This is a genomic window from Microcoleus sp. D3_18_C4 (genome assembly GCF_036702355.1).
Classification (GTDB): domain Bacteria; phylum Cyanobacteriota; class Cyanobacteriia; order Cyanobacteriales; family Microcoleaceae; genus Microcoleus.
Map to the genome: position 1 here is coordinate 41,239 of NZ_JAUBTF010000038.1, position 21,471 is coordinate 62,709.

Sequence of the window (21,471 nt, forward strand, 5' to 3'; positions counted from 1 at the left end):
CCCAAAAAAGCCGATGGGGGAGACGACTAATACCATTTTAGATTTTAGATTTTAGATTGGCAATGACTGATTCCATTATGGTTTGGGGCACGGGCATACAATTGCCTTTTTGCTTGAAAGTAAGTAGTATAACAGAAGGCATTCGGTACTTATCCAGAAAACAGAAGGTGACAATACCGAAGGCAGCAAGAAAACAGAAGGTGAAAACACTGATATGTTGAACTTTTTTTATTCTCCTCCTTCCATCCGGTTCATCAACCCTTTTAAATTGACAAGCTAATGCAAGAACCCTGAGCAGTTTTGCTTACTTCAATTCTGGCTTGAAAAGCTTCTTTGAGGTGCGGCATATGGGTAACGGTGAGGATGCAGGCGAAGTCGGAGGCGATCGCATTAATTGCAGCAATCAGTCGATCGCACCCTTCCGCATCCTGAGTCCCGAATCCCTCATCAATAATCAACATTTGCAAAGCCGTACCCGCCCGCTGAGACAGCAGTCTCGCCAGCGCCAGCCGAATCGCAAAATTAATCCGAAAAGCTTCACCGCCAGAGTAAGTTTCGTAGGCGCGAGTACCGCGAGCATCAGCAATTAAAATGTCCAAAGTGTCAATCAATTTAGTTGCTTTTTTAGAAGCAGCAGCCCGCTGAGTAATAAATTGAACGTGCAATTGATTCGCGCTCAATCTCGACAATATCTGATTGGTTTCAGCTTCAAGTTGAGGCAAAACATTTTCAATCATTAAAGCTTGAATGCCGTTTTTACCAAATGCTTGACCCAACTCTTGATAAACTCGCTGCTGGCGTTTGGCAACTTGCATTTGCTCTTTTTGAGCTACTAGCTGAACTTGGAGATTTTCCAGATTTTGCTGCTGCTGCTGGAGGCGTCCGAGACTTCCCAAATGTTGGTCTAGCTGCTGGCGACGGCGACCCATTTGCTGTTCGATCGCACTTATGCGCGCTGTGGGATCGGGATGTTCTTGCAATTGCTGGTTCATCGCGGCAGTTTGAGCGCTGACAGCTTGCAAATCTCGATCGCGCACAGCAATGGAATTTGCTATTTCATTAACGCGCTGCTGCACTTGCGGGTACTGCACAGTTGCCGATCGCAATTTTTCGGCGCGGGCGATCCAAAACTGCGATTGGCGCATTTCGCTGCGGACGTGTTCGTGCTGTTCCAAATTATAGCCAATTTCCGCAATGTATCTATCTAAAGACAGAATTTGCTGCTGTATTTCCGAGCTATTTTTTTGCTGTTCTAACTGTTGCTGTACTGTAGCTAATTGAGTTTGCAAATCCGGGCGGCGGGCATTAATTTTATTCAGTTTCTGCTGAGCGTCTTTGATTTGAGCTTGCTTAATTTCCGCCCACCGCAAGCGCTTTTCATCGCTGCGGGCGAGAGAGTGGCTGCGATCGCTATAATTGAGCTGTTGCAGTTGCTGTTCGATTTGCTGGAGTTCGCCCAAATCCTCGGCTGCATACTCGCCGCTGCGTAGCAACCGCTCTATTTCTGCAGCGTCTTGACGCATACTTTGCAGCCGGTTTTCATCTTGGCTCAGGCTATCTAATTGTGCTTGTAAATGACTGCGGCGTTCCCGCAATTCTTGGTAGGGCGCTAATTCCTCTTCTAGTTCGCGGTATTCATGTCTGAGAACTTGAATTTCGCGCTCGGAGACGGCCAACTGTTCGCGGACAACCCACAGTTGGTTCCAGATTTCCTGCTGTTGGGTGTGGTGTTTTGTGACTACCAAATTCCAGTAGTGTTCGTCTAAAGGTCGATCGCACAAAGGACAATTGCCAAAATTTGTATCTCGCACCATTAAAGGCGAATTCGATGGCTCGTTTTCCGCAAAATTAGAGGCTTTACCTTCGCCTGCGGTTTTTTCTCCTTCATGTTTCCGCAGCAGTTGCAGTTTTTGGTCGATCTCGGCAAGTCGGGTTTGATAGTCGCGGCTTTTGGCTTGCAGGTTTCCTAGAAAGTCGTGCCTTTCTTGACCTTTTTCGCGGACTCGCTGCTGATAAACTCGCTTGTTTTCCAACTGCAAAATTTGATTGGCGATGGCCGAGATTTCCTGCTGTAATTGCGGTTGTCGCTGCTGCTGCTGAACTTGCACCTGTCGGTTGATTTCCTCTAAGCGGGCGGTTAAACCGGCGCGGGCGCGATCGAGCTTTTGTTGCTTTTGCTGCTGCTGTTGTAGGAGCGGCGAAACTTGCAGTTGCAGTTGCTCTAGTTCGTTGAGGCGCGATCGAACTGCTTGCAACTGTGCGAGTCCTTTATCAACCTCCGGCTGCTGTTTGAGAATCTCCAGAACATCTTTTTCATCCTGTTCTAAAACCTCTAATTGAGCTTGCAACTGCTGAATTTTGCTTTGCAAAAAGCTCAGTTCTTGCCGTTGCTGTTCTTGCAATTGCTGACGCTGATTTTGGGCTTGTTGGTTGGCTTTGAATTTGCCAGCCAGACTTTCTTCTGTCGCTTGCAAGCTGTGGAAATACGCGATGCCTGCTGTTATTTCATTTTCTTGTCCTAGGAGGGCTTGTAGCTCATTTTGCTGCTGTTTGGCTGCGCTGAGTTCTTGCTGCAACCGGCGGCATTCTTGAGTGATATTGTAGTGCTGTTGCTGGTGGCCGGCGAGGAGTTTTTGCCAAGTTTGGCGGTTGTGGTGCTGGAGTTGCAGTTGCTGTAACTCGGTTGTGTCGGCTTGCTGCTGCTGCTGAAGCAAATCGGTTGCTTGCTGCAATTGAGTTTGTTCTGAGGCGAGAGCTTCTTTTTGTTGCAGTTGCTCTTGTACGGTTAGCAAACTCTGTTTGAGCACTTCGACTTGAGCTTTAAATTGTTTGGAGGTATCTTTGGCTTGTTCGGATAAAGTATCGTATTGATCGAGTTTGAGCAGGTTGGCTAAAACTTGTTTGCGTTCGATCGGCTTTTTGAGCATAAATTCATCAGCTCGCCCCTGCCGCAAATATGCCGAATTGATGAAAGTATCGTAATCTAGTTTGATGTGTTCGAGGATTTTTTGCTGAGTTGTTCTCAGCCCCTTGTCTGTGAGCGTGCGAAAATTAAGTTTTTCCTCACTCTCTGCCGAATTCAAGCTGACTTGAAATTCCAAACTTCCCGATTGTCCGCGTCGGCGGTTGCGAATCACCCGGTATATTTGGCCGCCGGTGGAGAAAGTGAAATCAACGCGCACATCTGTTTCGCCGATATGGATGATATCGTCTTCCGTATCGCTGCGGCAACAGCCCCAAAGTGCCCAGGATATGGCTTCTAAGAGGGAGGATTTGCCAGCACCGTTAGGCCCGCAAATGCAAGCGGTGTGCAAGCCGCGAAAGTCTAAAGCAGCTTCGCGATAGCTGAGAAAATTTTTAAGTGTAAGTTGTATGGGAATCATTTAGGCCGCCGCGCCGTACAATCTATTTATAAATAACACTATTTGTACGCTGTTGCCTAGTTATTCAATCTAGATCCAGAACAATTGTCAGTGCTTCTGCAATTTCTTCCATAATTGTCTCGGACAAGGTTCCGAGTTGTCGGACAAATCTTTGTTGGGAAACGGAACGGACTTGAAAAGTATCGGCGGCGGAGAGTTTCGCCAAGCCATTTTCGCCACTCGGTTCTAGTCGAACCATCCAATTTCTCTCGGTGTATCGCTCTTTCCAGTCAGTGATGGGAACAATAACTTCAAGCAGCAAAATTCCCACCGTTTCATCGCTGACAATTACTACCGGACGGGTTTTGCCGATTTCGGCGCCCACAGTAGGTTCAAGCGCAACCAGCCAGATTTCACCTCTACGCATTAGTTTTTATCCCTGCGTTCAGGTATTCTTCCTCGGATTCAAAATAGGGTTCGCTGTCAGCCGACCACAAATCATATAAAGCACCTCCCGGCATATAATCTTGGACTGCTGCTTCTGCGGCGGCTCGGAGTCTCCGCTTTCTCTCAGCTTTGCGCTGGGCTTTTTCTTCTATTTCTTCGCGCATCATCCGCGAAGCTGTTTCGATGATTTCTAGGCGTTCTTCTGGTGTCAGATTTTTGAGTGCTGCTAAGATTTCTGTTTTGGTCACGGTTTTTTCGGGTGGTTGGTGAGAAACTACGATCGATCCGGGAGCATCCCGATACTCGGTTACAAACGAGATTTGTGCGGTTTTTACTGTACGGGCTTGCGACCTTACGGGTAGTTGTTGGGATTTTCAACTATCAAACCCTCACTTGTTGCTGCTGCATTCAGCTCCCCGTCACCAGATACAAAAGTCATCGCAGGCAAACTGTTAGCTGTGCAAAGGTTATTTATGCCACAGCCTGTTGCTAGCTGCACAGCATCATAGCCTCGCAATCCGTAGGTTTCAGCTAATGCCATTGCAGAGTTAATAATGCTTTCGGTGAATTCTACAACCTGATACTCAGATTGTAGGTCACTCCTGAACTGATTGCACGCTGCTGTAGCATCTGTCGCGTTGATACTTCTGCCGCGCGACCTTCTGGTAATTGCAGCAACAATTTCAACACTTGTAATAGCAGCAATCAATATATCGTTGTTAAGTGCAGGATCGCACAAACTCAAAACCCATGCCGAACCTATTTCATTAATGTAGCGTTTGACCAGCGCACTGCTATCTACAAAATAAATTGTCATCTAGCGGCGTTCGTCAATAATTGTCTCAGAAACAGGCTTGCCCTGTACCTGAATTAGTCGCCGTTCTGTTTGCTGACTCCCAGAAGAATGCTTGATTTTTTTTACTAAACCAGAAGTTAACAGCGCTTGGTGCAATTTTGTCCGTTGAGCAGTTTGTTCTTTCTGGGCCAGATATATCCCAATAGCCCGCTCTAGTTGCTGTAGTTCTAGCAGTTCCAGAGTGTCAAGCTGATTGAGGATTTTGTTGAAGATTCCCCGGGGCATAGGACTCTACTTTTTACGCTTGGCTAGTTTGTCTATTATACAACTATCAGACTTTCGCTTGCGTCACGGGTATTCCGGGTTTCTGGACTTATATCGATCGCTGAAACGACCTATTATCCTTCATCAATCGGGCTGGTGCGTCCTAGACGAGTAAAGAAGCCCGGTTTCTACGAAGATTTCAAACCCTACATTACCGCTCTGTGCTTGTGGCGCACCCTACATTGATCGCATAGGCAGATTTTCCATCATCAAAAAGGGTTGACTGTAGGAATACAGTCAACCCCGCGCCTATTTATTTGTCCTGTGTTTGCTCAAACAGCAACACTACCTGACAAGATTCGGGAACGTATAGCCGACACCGACTAACAATCCCACGTCAGCTCCGTCAACAAAACCAATATTCAATCCCGCTGTTGCTGTTAAATTTGTCGTCAGCGGCACATCTACACCCCCAGAAATCAGGAAGCCAAAATTACCGTCATCCCCGGTAGTAACTATCACGCCAGCACCTGCATAGGGAGCAGCACTAATCACAAAATCCTCGCTAACTTCGACGGTCTCTTGAGATACAAAATCGAAGGTAACGGGAACTAGAAGAGTTAAGTTGTCGCGCAACAAAACAGTCGGTCTCACCGACAAATTGTTCGTCAAACCGATTTTGCTAATAATCGCAAATGAACCGTCGCCTAAGGCTGAATCTCCGCCAAAACCTACATTGCCACCAATGCCGATGTAGCTGGGCCCAGAACGGGTAGCTCGGCCTGGTCGGATTTGAGTTCCCTGAGCCACTTTTTCAGTTGCTTCCGAGACAGTTGCAGGTTTTTCAGCAACTTTCGGTTGGTTTGTCAAAGCTGATGCGGAAGTGCTGACAGGATTGCTCAACAATTCTTGTGCTGTTTGGACTTCTTTTTCTTCCTTCGTTGCTGTTACTTCCAGATTATTGCTCTGGGCAACAATTGAGGTAGGTCGATCGCTCTTTTTGGCAGTCTCGAGTGTTGACTGCACTTTGACACCATTATCAGCAATTTTAGCGGTTTCTTCCGACTTTTGGGTCTCAGCAGCAATGGATGTATTTTGCGCTGTTTCTGTCTCAGCAATTTCAGATGTTGCTGCTTCCGCTTTTTCGGGTGCAGCAATAGATACTTGCAAGTTGGCGGCCGATTCAGAGGCTGCTGACTCTGCCGCTTCTGTTAGTTCGCTCCAACTGATCGAATCAATTTTTTTATTACTAGCCGTTGTTTCTGCGTCGGGTTTAACTGATGAAGTTGCCGTCGGCTCAGAAATTTGGTCAATATTTTGAGCTGCGATTGTTGCAGTTGTAGCGACATCGGGCAAGTTGCCAGTTTCAGCTTTCGCTGACATGGTACTGCAACAAACAGCTAAAGCTGCAAGATTTATTAACGCAAAAGTAGACTTGGAAAATAGACTATTCATAGAAACTCCTCAATGAAGGGTGTGTTAAAAGTGTAAGTGTTTGAGGGCGACCGTCGAGAGCTTTGCTAAAAAAAGACACAAATATGAGTTGTGTTGTTCCTAGATTGCCATTTTACCGTTGAATAGTCAACTCTCAAGCTGATTAGATTTAAGAACCGACGCCGGGTTTAGAGGCTAATTTTAATTTACAGATCGATCGGCAAAAAATCAATCCTAGGGATGATTTCATCCTTAATCCTGTTTAATTGAGGGGTCGATCGTGCGTTTCGGTTGCATTCTACAATACTGTAGTTGGGGGCGCTGCACTCGCAGCCACGCCGGAAAAATCCGGTTTTTGAGGGCGCACCAGCTCGAAACCAAGAGACAACAAGCTTTCAAAACAGTTTTGGCAGCCCCGCCGTCCACAGCAAGTGCAGTTAATACAACGCGATCGGCTGCTGCACAGTCCATGACAATTAATGTAGAATAATACCACCGCTCCGAGAAATATTTGTGGGTCGATCGTGTCAAAATTACTGAATTTTATGAAAATTGTGTAAAATTTAGTGTTCTATTTGTAAAGTTTAGCCTTCGCTTTCGCTCAGGGTCTGACCATCTCACAACAGCACGCAACTAAACAAGTCAAAAAATACAAATTATCTCATCTCAATCTGACTTTATGAGCAAAGTTCTAGTTATATTAGGCGAATTGAGCGATCGCGACATCGATTGGATGCTCGCCAACGGCACCCGCACCCAAGTCCTCCCCGGCACAACTCTGATCACTGAAGGTAAGCCCTTAGACGCCCTGTACATAGTTCTGGAGGGAACTTTGAGCGTTGCTGTATCATCTTTGGGCGACAAAGAAATTGGAAAAATTATTTCCGGGGAAGTGTTAGGCGAAATGTCTTTTGTAGACGGGAGGCTTCCTTCTGCTAGCGTCACGGCAATTGAAGAGTGCCTCATCCTGTCAATTCCCCGGCGCCTACTAACTGAAAAACTTGAGCAAGACGTGCTTTTTTCCCTGCGGTTTTATCGGGCGATTACCAAATTTCTGTCGTCGAGACTACGGGGTACAGTCAAACGCTTCGGCGATGAGAGTGATTGTTTAATATATCAAGATCCCGACGACGAGGACGCCATCCCGCAAAATGTCGAAAATCCAGATTTGGCGGAATCGAGATTTCAATGGCTGTTGGAGCGTTTGAAGAGGAGTTGAAGGAAGAGGGAAGTTCGGCAACGGATTCTGTAACGGATGTAAGGGATTTCAGGAAGAAGGAAGAGGGAAGAGGGAAGAAGGAAGAAGAGAAAGTAACACCTATTTCCAATTACCAATTCCCAATTAGAAAACATATTTTTCAGCGACGCGCCAATAGCGGGAAAAGCGCTTCAAATCAATGTAACCATCGTAGCGAACAAAGGCTTCCGGTGGCAAAACTTCTACTGGGTGCGATCGCTTAATTTCCCGGCAAATATCCTGAAACCGAGGACTAGGACTTTCGGTAGTTACCACTTGATTGGCGCCGGATTCGATCGCAAAAGCGATAACTTCTGCAGCCACATCACCCCGCCGAATAACTACCGGCAACTCCAGCAAACATTCGTAAATAAACACCATTCGTTTGAGACTCAACTGCCATTCATCAATGAGCGCATCATCCCAAACCCAGATTGCCGGTGCCTCTGGGTGCGCTTGAAAAGCCGGGCCTTCAGGACTCAAACAGTCGCCGTGCAGCCAAATAATCGGATTGTTCATAAATTAGTAATTGTTAATTGTTGACTGTTGACTGTTAATTGTTAATTGTTGACTGTTGACTGTTAATTGTTAATTGTTGACTGTTGACTGTTAATTGTTAACTTATGACTACTGACTACTGACTACTGACTACTGACTACTGACTACTGACTACTGACTATTGACTACTGACTACTGACTACTGACTACTGACTACTGACTACTGACTAATAACTTTTTAATTTCTGCGACCTTTGTTAGGGCCTTGCCAACTTTTAGAACCGCCGGTGCGATCGACCTTTTCTCCATGAGGAAACAACTGCCCTTCCAAATATTCGTAAGTTCCCTCAAAATCGCATTGCCCATACAGAGGACAATCGCGACAATAAACCGCCTTCGTGTAACGCTCCAAATTTTCGCGATTAAAAAAATAAGGTTTGTGACTAAAAGTGCTTGCTACCCACTGCCAAGAAAGATTATTGCTCGTCGGATCTCCATCTAGCAAATGTTGCAAAAACCAGCGAGCTCCGGCTTGCCAACGCACGCGGCGCCAGTGTACGAGATAAGCGGCAGTCCACATCCGCTGGTGATTGTGCAAATAACCAGTTTCTCGCAACTCCCGGCTGAAACTGTCGATGCAAACCAAACCAGTCGAGCCCTCGACGACATCCTGTGGCAGAGTTTCGCTGTAATCTTTAGCAGTGTAACCAGTTTTGTAGGGTTCCCGGTCTTGCCAAATCCCGTTGCCCAATTCGGCGTACAGTCGCTGCCAATAATCCCGCCAACCCAACTCGTTGACGAGTTTTACGGCATCTTCTGGATGCCGCACCTTCTCCAGTACGGCATCCCGGACTTCCGCAAGACTCAAAACTCCGTAGCGCAAATAGGGCGACAAGCGCGTTACCGCACCGTTGAGGAAATTGCGGGTTGAGGCGTATTTGCCGGGGTCAATTTGTTGCAGGGCTGTCTCGGCTGCTTTCCGCCCGCCTGGGGTTGGGGGTACGCTGCTGTCCCGGCCGGCGGCTTCGGGGAACTGTTCACGCACGTAGGCAATTAATTCGTCGCGGCTGGCAAATTCCCGCTTCATGTCCTGACTCATTGTTTTCTCAAGCGCCTGCTATTCTTTACTCATGTTAAAGCTATTCGATCGGGCGTGCCGGATCGATGCCCTAAATTGCCCTTCACTCCTGGTAACGTACAGTTTGCCCCAGCCGCAATCGATCGTCGGATCGCAGCCAAAATTAGCATCAAAGTTCAGTACACTCAGGGATAGATATCATACCAAAATCTCATGGAAACTTTTCCGGCGCACGCTAAAGCGATCGCCAGCTTAACTAACGGACAGCAGCAAGGTACAAAACAACTGGAAAACAGCGAAGTTCAAGAGTTCGATCGAGCCATGATGCGCCGCTGCATAGAATTGGCTCGCCGTGCTCTCGGCAAAACCGCACCCAACCCCCTTGTGGGTTCTGTAATTGTCCGAGACGGCAAGATTGTCGGCGAAGGGTTTCATCCCGGTGCCGGTCAACCTCACGCCGAAGTTTTTGCCCTCCGGGAAGCGGGGGAACTCGCCGCAGGAGCGACCGTCTACGTGAACCTGGAACCCTGCAACCACTACGGCAGGACTCCCCCCTGTTCCGAAGCTTTAGTTAAGGCCAAGGTGGCAAAAGTAGTGGCTGGCATGGTCGATCCGAATCCTTTGGTAGCTGGAACTGGGCTAGCCCGGTTGCGAGAGGCTGGCATTGAAGTGGTGGCGGGAGTGGAAGGGGAAGCTTGCCAGAAACTCAACGAGGCTTTTGTGCACCGGATTTTGTACCGCCGGCCTTTTGGAATTTTGAAATATGCAATGACTTTGGACGGTAAAATTGCTACCAGTAGCGGCCACAGCGCTTGGGTGACAGGCGAGGAGGCTCGGAGTGAGGTACACCGGGTGCGCGTCGGCTGCGATGCTGTGATTGTTGGGGGAAATACGGTGCGTCTGGACAATCCCCTACTGACGAGTCACAAGCCTGATAGGAATAATCCTTTGCGGGTGGTGATGAGCCGCACTTTGGATTTGCCGAAGTCGGCTTGGTTGTGGGAAACCTCTGTGGCGGCTACTTTGGTGCTGACTGAGCCTGGGGTTAACCCGGAATTTCAGGAATTTTTGATCGCCAAAGGGGTGGAAGTTGTGGAACTCTCGCCTCTGACACCGACTAATGTTATGGCTTATTTGTACGATCGATCTTTTCTTTCTGTACTCTGGGAGTGCGGTGGCACTTTAGCCGCTCAGGCAATTGCTGAGGGTGCAGTTCAAAAAATTATGGCTTTTATTGCTCCTAAAATTGTCGGTGGCAAAGGTGCTCCAACTCCTGTAGGAGATTTGGGCTTTTCCGTAATGACTGATGCTTTGACTTTAGAGGGGGTTTCTTGGCGCACAGTTGGTGCAGATTGTGTGGTAGAAGGCTATTTAAAAGTTAAAGATTGAAAGTTAAAAGCGAGTCTTTTGAGTTTTTGATTTTTAACTTTTAACTCCTTTTATGGTTGAAATTCTGATTTGGAGTTTGATGATTGGCAGTCTCGGCTTGGAGGCTGCGCTTGTGGGTCTTTTGGTGAACCACGAACAATTGGATGCGGGGCAAAAATGCGATGAGGAGGAGGAAGTTTTGACTCGGTACGAATCTCAAGAAGATAATTTTAATGCGCCTGAAAATGCGCGATCCAATGGCAATCCCAAGTCTGAACCCAATTCTGTTGATTTGACGGTTTGGGAGTACAAGATTGTGCGGGCTAGCAACGATTTGTTCCGCAATCCTGCGATTTTTCACAAGCTATGCCAGGAAGAGGCGGAAGTTGGCTGGATTTTGCTCGAAAAGCTAGACGACAGGCGGGTGCGGTTCAAACGTCCGATCGCGCTGCGGGATGCCCCGATGCCTAATTTACCCATGTTTGACCCTTACCGCACTCATTACGGCCCGATCTCGAATGCGATGACTTGGGCTGCGACGATCGTGTTTATGAGTGCGATCGTGCTTCCTGCTATTTTGGGCTATGCTTTGGTGTCTACTACTCTAAGCAGAAGTCGCTCTAATTGGCCTCCGGCACCTGTTCAATCTTTGCCTTCTCCCAGCGGGCCGGCAACTAATAAGTGAAACCTGGGCAAATTGTCGCTCGCCCTTTTTGCAGCCTGTTTTATAGCAAGTCTAAATCATTTGTGAACCAGATGTTTTTTTACGAACCGCGAAGGCGCAAAGACCGCGAAGGAAGACAGGATAAGTGAGGAGAAGTCTGGGTTTGTTTGACTGATTTAGGCTTGCTATATACGTTATTTTGATTTTATAATTGGGGCGGTATTACTGAGGGAGTGGCTAGCAATCTCAAGTCATAATTTGTATCGCCTTGAAATTGAGAAACGCGGACAAAATAAGTCCCCGCAGGTAAAGGCCCATTGCTGACAATTGTTTCTGAAGCTGTGCCTAAATTGTTAGACGAAGCAATAAGATCGTCTAATCCAACTGCGCCGTTGCCGTTGAGATCTTGAATTAACTCAACATCAACATCTGCACTCAAGCCGTCAACAGTTACACTGAAAAGGCTGGGAGTATTGAGGATGAAACTGTAAATGTCGGCTGTTTCTGCATCTCCCACAAAATCGCTCGCAGTTTGAATTTCTGTGAGAATGCCCAGGCTTTTTGCTGCGTTCAAATTGTCTGCGGGATCGGGGAGAGTGCTCAACAATCCTTCTTGTTGACCGAATTGAATGTAATGGTCGATCGCACTTTTAACTGCGCCGCTTTGGACTGCGGCTGCTACCAGGGGATATTTTTCTAGATAAAAGCTGGGATCGAAGAAAACGCTGGCTTTGCGGTTTTCTAATTGACCGGCTTTGAAATAGTGTTCAAAAGGGGTAAATTGATTTGTTTGGACTGCTGTCTGAACATCTGGGTTGCTTGCTAAATAGAAACCAACATCGAAGAAAGGGTTGGGGTTGCGTCGTTCAAATTGACCGAATCTAATAAAGTGATCGGCCCCTGAAAAGCCATTGAGTTTGGCTGATACCGCTACATCTGTATTGGTGTCTAAATAATAGCTGGCGTCGAACAGGGCATTCGGGTCGCGATTTTCAAATTTGCCAATTTTTCGGTAGTGATCGAAGGGACTCGATACTGTGCCTCTGGCAACTGCTACGGCGACATCTGGGTTGTTTTCGAGATAAAATTTGCTGTCGAACAGTGTTCTAAGGGTTAGCATTATTAAAAAAATCTCTCTGGACTTTAGTCTGGAAAGTGCACGATCGAGAATCCAGTTTACATCAAAGTTTTGTTTTGTGAGGATGTCTTAATTATGGCTAAATCTGGACTGATGGCAATGCTGCGCCGCGCTGCGAGTATTGCTCAGAAATCAAGGGAAACTGGCATTCCGGCTGATGAACTGCTGGGGATGCTGAGCGCTGGCATTCCCAATTCTGCCATATCTCGGCGCCGCTTGCTGCACGGGGGCTTAGCTGCTGCGGGGGCTGTGGCTGCTGCGACTTTTACCAGGGAGGGAGGGGGAGCTTTTGCTCAACAGGGCGGACGATCGCCCATTTTGGTTGTGGGTGCGGGGATTGCGGGTTTGACGGCGGCTTATCGCTTGCGCCAAGCGGGCGTGCGCGCCGATATAATCGAGGCAACGAACCGCGTGGGGGGGCGGATTCGCACTATTCCCAAGGTGGCTGGAACGCTGATTCCGGCGGATCTGGGGGGAGAATTTATTGACACCGGCCACACTAATTTAATCTCGCTGGCGACGGAATTGGGTTTGCGGGCGATCGACTTAGCCCAAGTGCAGAGTGGACTGGTGAAGGATACTTTTTTCTTCCAAGGGCGCCGCTTTTCTCTTGAGCAAATAATCGCAGATTTTGCACCACTAGCGAGTAAAATTACTGCTGATTTGGAGGCGGTTGGCGATGAAATTAGCTATCAAGATTTTACAGAAGCAGCGGAAAAATTGGACAATCTTTCGATCGCTGAATATGTAGACCAAGCTGAGACTAGCACGATTGTCCGGCAGCTACTCCGCATTGCTTACACGACTGAATACGGTCGAGATCCTGAAGAACAGTCGGCGTTAAATCTGCTGTTTTTAATCGGTTCTGAACCTGGCAGTTTTGAATTGTACGGCAACAGCGATGAGCGTTATCAAATTGACGGCGGTAATAGTCAAATTATCAACCGTTTGGCGGGTCAATTGTCTGGTTCGATCGAGGCGGGGACTGTTTTGGAAGCGATTACTCTTTTGCCGGATGGCCGCTATCGGGTAAATTTGCGATCGGGACAAAGCGCCTTCGAGCGCACTTACGAGCGAGTTTTGTTAACTTTGCCGTTCAGCACTCTGCGAGACGTTAAAATTAACGTACCTTTGCCCCAACCGAAGCGTAGGGCGATCGAGCAGTTGGGTTACGGTACTAATTCTAAGTTAATTACTGGCTACCGCAGCCGAATTTGGCGGGAACCTTATCGATCGACTGCTTCTGTTTATAGCGATTTAGGATTCCAGAGTACCTGGGAAGCTACGCCTTTCGCCCCTACTCCTAACGGTTTAGTTACTAATTTTACAGGAGGAAAGCAGGGTTTGTCGATCGGTGCCGGAACTCCCGAAGACCAAGCACAAAGATTTTTGAACCAATTTGAAAGAGTTTTTCCCGGAGTGAGAAATTTGCGATCGGGCAAAGCTGTGCGAGCTTATTGGCCGGGAGAACGCTTTTCTAAAGGTTCTTATTCCTGCTATTTAGTCGGACAGTGGACGCAAATGTACGGCGTTGAAGGCGAACGAGTTGGCAATTTATATTTTGCCGGAGAACACACTTCGCTGGAAAATCAAGGTTACATGGAAGGCGGTTGCGAAACTGGACAAAGGGCGGCTGTTGAAATTTTGCAAGACTTGGGTTTGATACCTTCTGCTGATGCTTTGAATGCTCGAACTGCGAGTAATTTGAACACTCGCCGTCCCAGCCGGAAAATTCCCGGAGCGCGGAATCTTGGCAATAGAAAGCCGAGTATTAGATAATCTCGTAAGGTGTACATCTAATTCTTGTTGGCCGTTGCTCCTAGCCCGTGCATCTAATTCTTGTGGGCTGGCTTCTAGCCCGCCCAAAAATACAATTTAGATGCCCAACAGCTTAAAGCCATTTTACTGATTGTGAACTACCCACACTAAATCGAAACGATTATAGTGTCGGCTTCTAACATCACGGAGGAATGCCTCAGAACAGACTTGCGTCCAATCTTTGGTCTTACTTCCCCTCCGTTAGCAAAAACGGCTGTTCCATCCGTCTGTAGTATCCTGATGCCTTCCGCTCTAATGTTTATTGCAGCATTACCATCACGGTCATGACGAGTACCGCAATTAGGACAAGTCCACTTCCTAATATCAAGCGGTAGCTTATCAATCTGGTAATAGCAATTAGAGCAGAGCTTGGAGCTGGGGAACCAACGGTCAATTTCAACCAACTTACCACCTTTTTTCTCTAGCTTGTAAGCTAGGAAATTGACAAATATTCCCCATCCCGCATCAGATATGGCTTTAGCTAAATTGTGATTGCATACCATGCCTTTGACATTAAGATTCTCTACTACGACAACTTGGTTTTCATTGACGAGCTTTCTCGAAAGCTTATGTAGAAAATCCTGACGGGATTTAGTTACCCGTTCGTACACTTTAGCTACAGTCTTTTTGGCTTTGTTCCTTGAATTACTTCCTTTCTGTTTTTTAGCTAGCTTTTGTTGCTTGCGTTTGAGGTTTTTCTCGTGTTTGGCTAGATGCTTGGGGCGATCATACTTGGAGACTTTGCAGCCATTGCTCGTAATAGCAAAGTGAGTCAATCCCAAGTCAATTCCAATTACTTTGCCTGCCGTTGAAACAGTCGGATTGTCGCCTTCACTCTCCGTCAATATTGAGGCAAAGTATTTCCCAGAAGGATCTAAGCTAACCGTTACGGTTTTGATTGTTCCTTCTATGTTCCTGTGCAACTTGGCTTTAACTTTGCCGACTTTGCCCGGAAACTGAACAAACCCATCAAGTACCTTGACATTTTGAGGATACTGAATCGATTGCTTATCATGCTTTGACTTGTAGCGCGGGAACCTAGCACGACCTGCAAAAAAGTTTTTATAGGCAGTTGTGAGGTTGAGCGTTGTTGCTTGCAAAACTTGGCTATAGCATTCAGACAACCAAAGTGTTTCTTCGGCTTTCTTGAGTTTGGGTAAAAAGGCATTGAGTGCTGACTGACCAAGGCTTTTACCCGTTTCTTTGTAAGTCTCAATTGACTTGTTTAGAGCATAGTTCCACCACCATCTGGCACAGCCAAAGTGCTGAGACAGTAGGGCTTGTTGCTCTAATGTTGGATCAAGTCGAACCTTGATGGCAGTATGCAGCATCTCATTACCTCCTTACTGTATTATACACATTCCAGTAAAACAGCGACATCGATAAAGATTTGGAGATTTCCGTACCTACAATCTCCCTGCCTTTCATCCCACCGCTAAACTGGGTACAGTTATAGCGGGGGACAACAGGAGCGAGGAGTTAAATCGGAACTTACCCCCTGCGGGGGTAGTTCTGGGGGCTGTATTCTTTTTCCCGTCTCGGTTTTAGCGACTTGACTGCCGACAAACCGTAGTCATGTATTTAAGATTTTCTCAATATTTAGGGCGAGAGTATTGTTCGAGGATGAATTTAAGCAAAAACCCAGCCACATAAGGGTTGTAAGAGATTGTATTTATGTAAAAGACTTGGAGGCTCCGGGCAAGTCTCACCTCGCAATGGTTTCAGACGGAACTTACCCCGTGTGCCGGTTAAGTTCCGTTAAATCAGTAAAATTACTGATGTTTAAGATTTGTCATCTACCTTAAGATAGAAATCCTGAAGTTATCCGAGCATCATTAGGGAAGTACCACGGGAGCATCACCCATACCAGGTGTCGCTGATGGACATGAACGATGAGAATTGCCCCATCCGCTACAGGTAGTTTCCACCAAAGCACAATTTTTCCTACCCATAAGAAAAGATGAATCAATTGAAGCAGTCGGTAAAGCAGTTTTGGTCGATCGCAAACCCCTACTTCTTTTCCAGAGAAAAATGGGGAGCTAGGGGGTTGTTCGCCCTCGTAATATTATTAATGCTAGGTTTCAATGCTGTGAGCATAGTCCAGAGCTATATTATGCGGGACTTGATGAATGCAGTCACGGGAAAGAATGTTTCAGACTTCTATAAGATGTGGCTGATGCTATTGGGTCTGTTTGCCATATTCACGCCCATTATGGTTTTCTTCTTCTATTCGCAAAATGTACTGCAACTCTACTGGCGAAAGTGGCTAACGAATCACTTACTGAAGAAATATTTTAGCAATCAAGGTTTCTACAAAATTAAGTTCAATGATAAGGTTGATAATCCCGATCAGCGTTTAGCTGAAGACGTTAATTTGTTTGTTAAGCAAAATATTGATATTTGGGGATTATTATTCAACCAAGTTGTCACAATAATTTCTTTTCTCGGCGTTCTCTTTACAATTGACAAGGCACTGACTTTAGTTGTATTTATACTGGCTGGTTTTAAAACTATTTTCACTATCTTTATAGGGAAGAGATTAAGTAGATTAAAGTTCAATCAGTTACAACGAGAAGCAAATTTTCGCTATAGTTTGGTTCATCTTCGAGACAATAGTGAATCCATCGCATTTTACCGAGGTGAAGAGCGTGAATATAGTGCAGTATCACAGCGATTCAATGAAGTTTTGAATAATTTTAATAACCTGATTGTCTTGCAGCGTAACCTTGGTCTCTTTACCCAAGGAACCGGGATGATATTTACAAATTTACCTATAGTTTTTTTAGCTCCTCGATACTTTGCGGGTCAGATAGATTTTGGGCAGGTAACGCAAGCTTCTGGAGCGTTTGTGTCTATTTTAAGTGCCCTGGGCTTTATTGCCGAGAATTTTGATATGCTAACTAACTTTACAACTCAGATTAATCGTTTAGGAACATTTGATCGGGTTCTGTCCGAGCAAATGGCAGCACCTCGAGCCGGCATGGCAACGATTGATGTTGTGGAACAGCACTATCTAGCCCTCGAACGGGTTACCTTAGAGACGCCTAACTATGAGCGAATCTTAGTTAGAGATTTATCTTTCAAGGTGGGGCACGGTGAAAGCGTCTTGATTGTTGGACCTTCTGGCGCTGGCAAGAGTTCGTTAATGCGAGCGATCGCAGGATTGTGGAATGCGGGTACGGGTTGCATTGTCCGTCCTAAACCGGAGGAAACGCTGTTTTTGCCCCAACGGCCTTATATGCTGCTAGGGGACTTACGCAGCCAATTGCTATATCCCAACACCAGCGGTCAAGTTACTGATGAACAACTGCACGAAATACTCGCACAAGTCAATCTTTCCCATTTGCCAGAACGGGTAGGTGGATTTGATGTGGAATTGGAATGGGCTGATGTTTTGTCACTAGGAGAACAACAACGGTTAGCATTTGCACGCCTACTGCTGACTAAACCTCGCTACGCTATTTTGGATGAATCAACGAGTGCATTGGATGTGGCTAACGAGAGACGGCTCTATCAGTTGCTCAAAGAAACAGGAACTGCCTTTATCAGTGTCGGTCACCGTCCGACTTTGGTACAGTATCACGAGCAGGTCTTAAGGCTAGTTGGTAATACCAATTGGCATCTGATATCGGCTAAAGATTACAGCCCCGATCTCGCCGAGTTTACTTAAAAAATGCAATGGCCCCACTGCAAGTAATGGTCTTTACCGTATCCGCCTCAAAATTCCAGGCGTGCGATCGGGTAGAACAGAATAACTTTTGACCGTACCCGTCCATCACTTCCCTTTTAGGAGTTTTTCAATAGCGTCGCGTGTTGCCCTAGCATTGACATCACTTGAAAGCAGTTGATGAAGACTCCAACGCAGTATAGCAATCCTAAATCAATCAGATAAATTTGTAGGGGTAGTGCTAAGAGTGCCTACCCCCTATCTATCGGGGCAACCACGGGGGGATTGCCCCTACAATAATTACGCAAATCATTTAGGATTGCTATATACTGATAGCGATCGCCCTGTTGTAAAAGATGTAGTGGAGAAAGCAGTTATAGTTCTGCTGCCCTAGTCCTAAACCAGCAGATGCAACCCGCTACTATCAGCAGGGTTCGCGTGAAGATAGCGACCCGTCGTCTCAATTTAGCTGTGTCCCAATGTTGCTTGCACCAAGTGGATGGGCACGCCCCTATTCAATGCTTGACTGGCGGGAGAATGCCTTAGCCAGTGCGGCGAAACTTTCCCCTCAACCTCGGCCCGCTTGCCGGCAGTCGCTACAATTTTGAGAACGTGGGATGAGGTCAAGTGCTCTCCTTTCCTGCTCAAGAACACCACAATCAGTTCTAACATTTTTTGTCGTGGGTTATCTTGAGTAACGACAATGACTTTACTTTACTTTCTAAAGTTTGATGTCTTATCATAGCACTATGCAGCGTGAGTGCGACGACCCCTAAATATAGATATGCTAGCCTAAATTTTAGCTGTATTGTATTGTAGCAATTAATTTCCTAACTTGCCTAAAAAAGCATGATTTATTTACATTTAACACTAGCTTTCTCTAGTTTACTAATGTCCCCGATATCAGCTAGCCCTTTGATAGCATACGCTACAAATACAATTGCCCAAAACTCCGAAATTGACGAGCCGTTTTGCTACATGAAAACCCCCGACGGCAAAACAGTAGACTTAGGCAAGTTATGCGAGAAACAGCCCTCTTTAGGAAATTCCCAAACTTGCATTCCCGGTTCCAACATTGCTGCGAAAGTGTCTATTGCGGCGACTAATTATGACGGCAACTTTTTCAGCGGTCAAGTCCTTAATCAAGGCTGCAAAATAATCAAGAATGTCAAAGTCAATTATGAAGTTTTGGACGAGTCAGGCAATTTAATTGACAACGGATTTATCTACGCTGAACCAGTTACTCTTGCACCCGGACAGTCAGCCGCCTTTCGGGGCGAAGTTGTCGCGGGGGCTAAAGTACAGGCTACTCATGCCGACGGTCAAGAATGATTTTAGATTTTAGATTTTAGATTTTAGATTGAAGAATTGGACAGTTAACCCACGGATGAATCCGGGGGCTTTATATCCCGGATGCTTTCGGTGAAGAATGATTGTTGAGATTTGTCCGATCGCTGTTATCATGTTTTGGCTCAGATATCTCTATGACTTACGCAGAGATCCCCCTAAATCCCCCTTCAAAAGGGGGACTTTGAATAATAATCTTGTCCCCCCCTTATGAAGGGGGGTTAGGGAGGATCGAAGTTTGAATATTCTTGCAGAGATCCCCAAAAACAGAATTTGCGAGGGCAAAATATCTTGAAAACTCGATCGACATACTGGCAAATCTTACCCTACCTCCGTCCCCAAAAACAAACCATCGGTAAAGCATTAGCTTGTACCGTAGTATTTACCATATTTTGGCCGATTATAGCGTGGCTAGTTGGCGAAACAGCAAAATTTATAGGCAAAGGAGATTTACAAGGGTTCGCTCAAATTGCTGCACTCAGCGCCATTATCTTTCTAATTCGCGGTACAGCCCAGTACGGTCAAGATACGCTGATGGCAAAAGCTGCTTTGACTATTGCTTTAGAAATTCGCAAAAAAGTCTACTCCCACCTGCAAAAACTCAATATCGGCTACTTTGAAACTGCCAAAACCGGAGACTTATCCTACCGCCTCACCGAAGATATTGACCGCATTGGCGAAGTCGTAAATAAATTTTTTCATCAGTTTATCCCTTGTGTTTTGCAGCTAATTGCGGTTCTGGGATATATGATTTATCTCAACTGGCAATTAACCTTGGGTGCATTAATTATTGCACCGCTGATGGCTATCTTAATTGGCTGGTTTGGCGAAAGACTGCTGAGTTACTCGCGCCAAAGTCAAAATCGCATTTCTGATTTATCCGCTTTGCTGACAGAAGTATTCAGCGGCATTCGTTTAATCAAAGCATTTGTGGCTGAAGACTACGAAATTGCCCGCTTTGCAGAAGAAGCAGAACAAAACCGCCGCGCTAAGTATTTGTCAGAAAGAATAAAAGCACTTCAGTTCGTTGTAGTTGGCTTTCTGGAAGCGATGAGCGTGATTTTGCTCTTTTTCCTGGGAGGTTGGCAAATTTCTCAAGGAAACCTCACAGGTACTCAATTTATCAGTTATATCGCAGCGGTGGCACTTTTAATTGATCCCATCGCTATTACAACTGCTAATTACGGGGATTTTAAGCAGGGAGAAGCTTCTAGCGATCGCATTTTTGAACTATTAGCAATTGAACCCGCTGTAGTCGAAAAACCGGGTGCAATTGAACTTCCCCATGTTACCGGAAAAGTCGAATACCGCAATATTAATTTTGCCTATAACTCAGAGACACCCATTCTGCAAAACATGAGTTTGTTGGTGCTTCCCGGAGAAATGATTGCTCTCGTGGGTGCATCCGGTGCGGGTAAAACTACTTTAGTAAACTTGTTACCCAGATTTTACGATCCGCAAGCGGGACAGATTTTAATTGACGGTATTGATATTCAAGATGTCACCTTAAATACTCTGCGGAGGCAAATCGGAATTGTACCGCAAGAAACGATTTTATTTTCGGGTACAATTGCTCAAAATATTGCTTTTGGGCGATCTTATTATGAACTGAAAGATGTGCAAAAAGCTGCGGAGATTGCTAACGCTCATCAATTCATTAGTGAGTTTCCCGACGGTTATCAAACTTGGGTAGGAGAAAGGGGTGTAAATTTATCTGGGGGACAGAAACAAAGAATTGCGATCGCCCGTGCAGTTTTGCTTGATCCGAGAATATTGATTTTGGATGAAGCGACATCGGCGCTGGATTCGGAATCCGAAGGTTTAGTGCAGGAGGCGCTGGAAAGATTGATGCGCGATCGCACTGTGTTTATTATCGCTCATCGTTTGGCGACTGTGCGGAGAGCCGATCGCATTTTAGTTTTGGAAAAAGGCAGAATTGTGGAATCGGGGACGCATGAGGAATTGCTCGAAAAGGGCGATCGCTATGCTGGCTACTACGCTCAACAGTTTAGTCAGTAGGCTACGTTAGAAACCGGGTTTTTGGCCATTTCTGCTGGCCTCAACGAAGTATTCTCGAAAAAAACCCGGTTTCTTGTTACCCGTGCGTAAGTCCTAATCTAGCAAAAATTTCATTCAAAAGCCTCTCTCGTCTCCAAAGACAATTGATCTCTGACTAGCATAAAGTCGTCAGAAAACCTATTCAAACTATCAAAAAAAGTTTTGCAAGGCTTTTCTGGTCTCATCACAAAAACTTCAACCTCTTCGCCCACAGATCCAGGCGGCACTTGAATTTCAAGTTTATTTCCTGCAATAACTTTGGTTGTAATCCGTATTGCTGACTGCATACTTCCTC

The 21,471-nt window shown here is 46.1% G+C and carries 20 protein-coding genes; 7 read left to right on the top strand and 13 right to left on the bottom strand.

The features are described from left to right. Positions 1–263: 263 nt before the first annotated feature. The 7 genes from QUA90_RS18920 to QUA90_RS18950 form a co-directional block, all read right to left on the bottom strand. Positions 264–3,383 carry an AAA family ATPase gene (locus QUA90_RS18920; RefSeq protein WP_333447085.1) on the bottom strand — a complete coding sequence of 1,040 codons (3,120 nt, stop codon included), beginning with the start codon at positions 3,381–3,383 and terminating at the stop codon, positions 264–266. A gap of 64 nt (positions 3,384–3,447) precedes the next feature. Then, on the bottom strand, positions 3,448–3,789 hold the full coding sequence (locus tag QUA90_RS18925) for a type II toxin-antitoxin system PemK/MazF family toxin (RefSeq protein ID WP_190657517.1): 342 nt from the start codon (positions 3,787–3,789) through the stop codon (positions 3,448–3,450). Then, positions 3,782–4,057 (bottom strand): hypothetical protein, encoded by a 276-nt coding sequence (locus tag QUA90_RS18930; RefSeq protein ID WP_333447087.1) that lies wholly within the window; start codon positions 4,055–4,057, stop codon positions 3,782–3,784. The genes QUA90_RS18925 and QUA90_RS18930 overlap by 8 nt, the downstream gene beginning before the upstream one ends. Positions 4,058–4,161: 104 nt before the next feature. Further along, the gene (locus QUA90_RS18935; protein WP_333447089.1) at positions 4,162–4,626 is read right to left on the bottom strand and encodes a type II toxin-antitoxin system VapC family toxin; all 465 of its coding nucleotides are present in this window, start codon (positions 4,624–4,626) and stop codon (positions 4,162–4,164) included. After that, positions 4,627–4,890, bottom strand: a complete 264-nt coding sequence (locus QUA90_RS18940) for a hypothetical protein (RefSeq protein WP_333447091.1) — start codon at positions 4,888–4,890, stop codon at positions 4,627–4,629. A 324-nt stretch (positions 4,891–5,214) separates the two neighbouring features. Beyond that, positions 5,215–6,324: a hypothetical protein gene (locus QUA90_RS18945; protein WP_333447093.1), complete on the bottom strand. Its 1,110-nt coding sequence runs from the start codon at positions 6,322–6,324 to the stop codon at positions 5,215–5,217. A gap of 231 nt (positions 6,325–6,555) precedes the next feature. Further along, a complete protein-coding gene (locus tag QUA90_RS18950) occupies positions 6,556–6,834 on the bottom strand; it encodes a hypothetical protein (RefSeq protein ID WP_333383746.1) in 279 nt (92 codons plus the stop codon). A 148-nt stretch (positions 6,835–6,982) separates the two neighbouring features. Between QUA90_RS18950 and QUA90_RS18955 the strand changes: the two genes are divergently transcribed. Then, the gene (locus QUA90_RS18955; protein WP_333383743.1) at positions 6,983–7,522 is read left to right on the top strand and encodes a cyclic nucleotide-binding domain-containing protein; all 540 of its coding nucleotides are present in this window, start codon (positions 6,983–6,985) and stop codon (positions 7,520–7,522) included. A gap of 123 nt (positions 7,523–7,645) precedes the next feature. Here the strand turns inward: QUA90_RS18955 and QUA90_RS18960 are convergent, their stop codons facing one another. Together QUA90_RS18960 and QUA90_RS18965 are read right to left on the bottom strand one after the other, a co-directional pair. Further along, positions 7,646–8,059 (bottom strand): hypothetical protein, encoded by a 414-nt coding sequence (locus QUA90_RS18960; protein WP_333447095.1) that lies wholly within the window; start codon positions 8,057–8,059, stop codon positions 7,646–7,648. Between the two features lie 217 nt (positions 8,060–8,276). Beyond that, positions 8,277–9,137 carry an FAD-binding domain-containing protein gene (locus tag QUA90_RS18965; RefSeq protein WP_333447096.1) on the bottom strand — a complete coding sequence of 287 codons (861 nt, stop codon included), beginning with the start codon at positions 9,135–9,137 and terminating at the stop codon, positions 8,277–8,279. Positions 9,138–9,329: 192 nt separating this feature from the next. On the opposite strand from QUA90_RS18965, the gene ribD reads away from it, so the two are divergent. Together ribD and QUA90_RS18975 are read left to right on the top strand one after the other, a co-directional pair. Next, positions 9,330–10,505: a bifunctional diaminohydroxyphosphoribosylaminopyrimidine deaminase/5-amino-6-(5-phosphoribosylamino)uracil reductase RibD gene (gene ribD / locus QUA90_RS18970; protein WP_333383734.1), complete on the top strand. Its 1,176-nt coding sequence runs from the start codon at positions 9,330–9,332 to the stop codon at positions 10,503–10,505. A gap of 52 nt (positions 10,506–10,557) precedes the next feature. After that, entirely contained in the window at positions 10,558–11,169 is a 612-nt protein-coding gene (locus tag QUA90_RS18975; protein ID WP_333383731.1) for a hypothetical protein, read from the top strand. Positions 11,170–11,353: 184 nt separating this feature from the next. Here QUA90_RS18975 and QUA90_RS18980 read toward each other — a convergent pair whose 3' ends face one another. Then, positions 11,354–12,268, bottom strand: a complete 915-nt coding sequence (locus QUA90_RS18980) for a PPC domain-containing protein (protein WP_333447098.1) — start codon at positions 12,266–12,268, stop codon at positions 11,354–11,356. 93 nt (positions 12,269–12,361) lie between these two features. Here QUA90_RS18980 and QUA90_RS18985 point away from each other — a divergent pair, with 93 nt between their 5' ends. Further along, positions 12,362–14,065 (top strand): NAD(P)/FAD-dependent oxidoreductase, encoded by a 1,704-nt coding sequence (locus QUA90_RS18985; RefSeq protein ID WP_333447100.1) that lies wholly within the window; start codon positions 12,362–12,364, stop codon positions 14,063–14,065. Between the two features lie 146 nt (positions 14,066–14,211). On the opposite strand, the gene QUA90_RS18990 is transcribed toward QUA90_RS18985, so the two are convergent. Next, positions 14,212–15,435, bottom strand: coding sequence for an RNA-guided endonuclease TnpB family protein (locus QUA90_RS18990; protein ID WP_333327238.1), 1,224 nt, complete (start codon positions 15,433–15,435; stop codon positions 14,212–14,214). Between the two features lie 629 nt (positions 15,436–16,064). On the opposite strand from QUA90_RS18990, the gene QUA90_RS18995 reads away from it, so the two are divergent. Continuing rightward, positions 16,065–17,774: an ABC transporter ATP-binding protein/permease gene (locus QUA90_RS18995; RefSeq protein ID WP_333447102.1), complete on the top strand. Its 1,710-nt coding sequence runs from the start codon at positions 16,065–16,067 to the stop codon at positions 17,772–17,774. Between the two features lie 462 nt (positions 17,775–18,236). Here QUA90_RS18995 and QUA90_RS19000 read toward each other — a convergent pair whose 3' ends face one another. Then, positions 18,237–18,443 carry a tyrosine-type recombinase/integrase gene (locus QUA90_RS19000; protein ID WP_333327235.1) on the bottom strand — a complete coding sequence of 69 codons (207 nt, stop codon included), beginning with the start codon at positions 18,441–18,443 and terminating at the stop codon, positions 18,237–18,239. Positions 18,444–18,662: 219 nt separating this feature from the next. Between QUA90_RS19000 and QUA90_RS19005 the strand changes: the two genes are divergently transcribed. Next, the gene (locus tag QUA90_RS19005) at positions 18,663–19,103 is read left to right on the top strand and encodes an FxLYD domain-containing protein (protein ID WP_333447104.1); all 441 of its coding nucleotides are present in this window, start codon (positions 18,663–18,665) and stop codon (positions 19,101–19,103) included. A gap of 306 nt (positions 19,104–19,409) precedes the next feature. Further along, a complete protein-coding gene (locus tag QUA90_RS19010) occupies positions 19,410–21,137 on the top strand; it encodes an ABC transporter ATP-binding protein (RefSeq protein ID WP_333383717.1) in 1,728 nt (575 codons plus the stop codon). A 110-nt stretch (positions 21,138–21,247) separates the two neighbouring features. On the opposite strand, the gene QUA90_RS19015 is transcribed toward QUA90_RS19010, so the two are convergent. Next, on the bottom strand, positions 21,248–21,463 hold the full coding sequence (locus QUA90_RS19015; protein ID WP_333447106.1) for a hypothetical protein: 216 nt from the start codon (positions 21,461–21,463) through the stop codon (positions 21,248–21,250). Positions 21,464–21,471 lie beyond the last annotated feature (8 nt).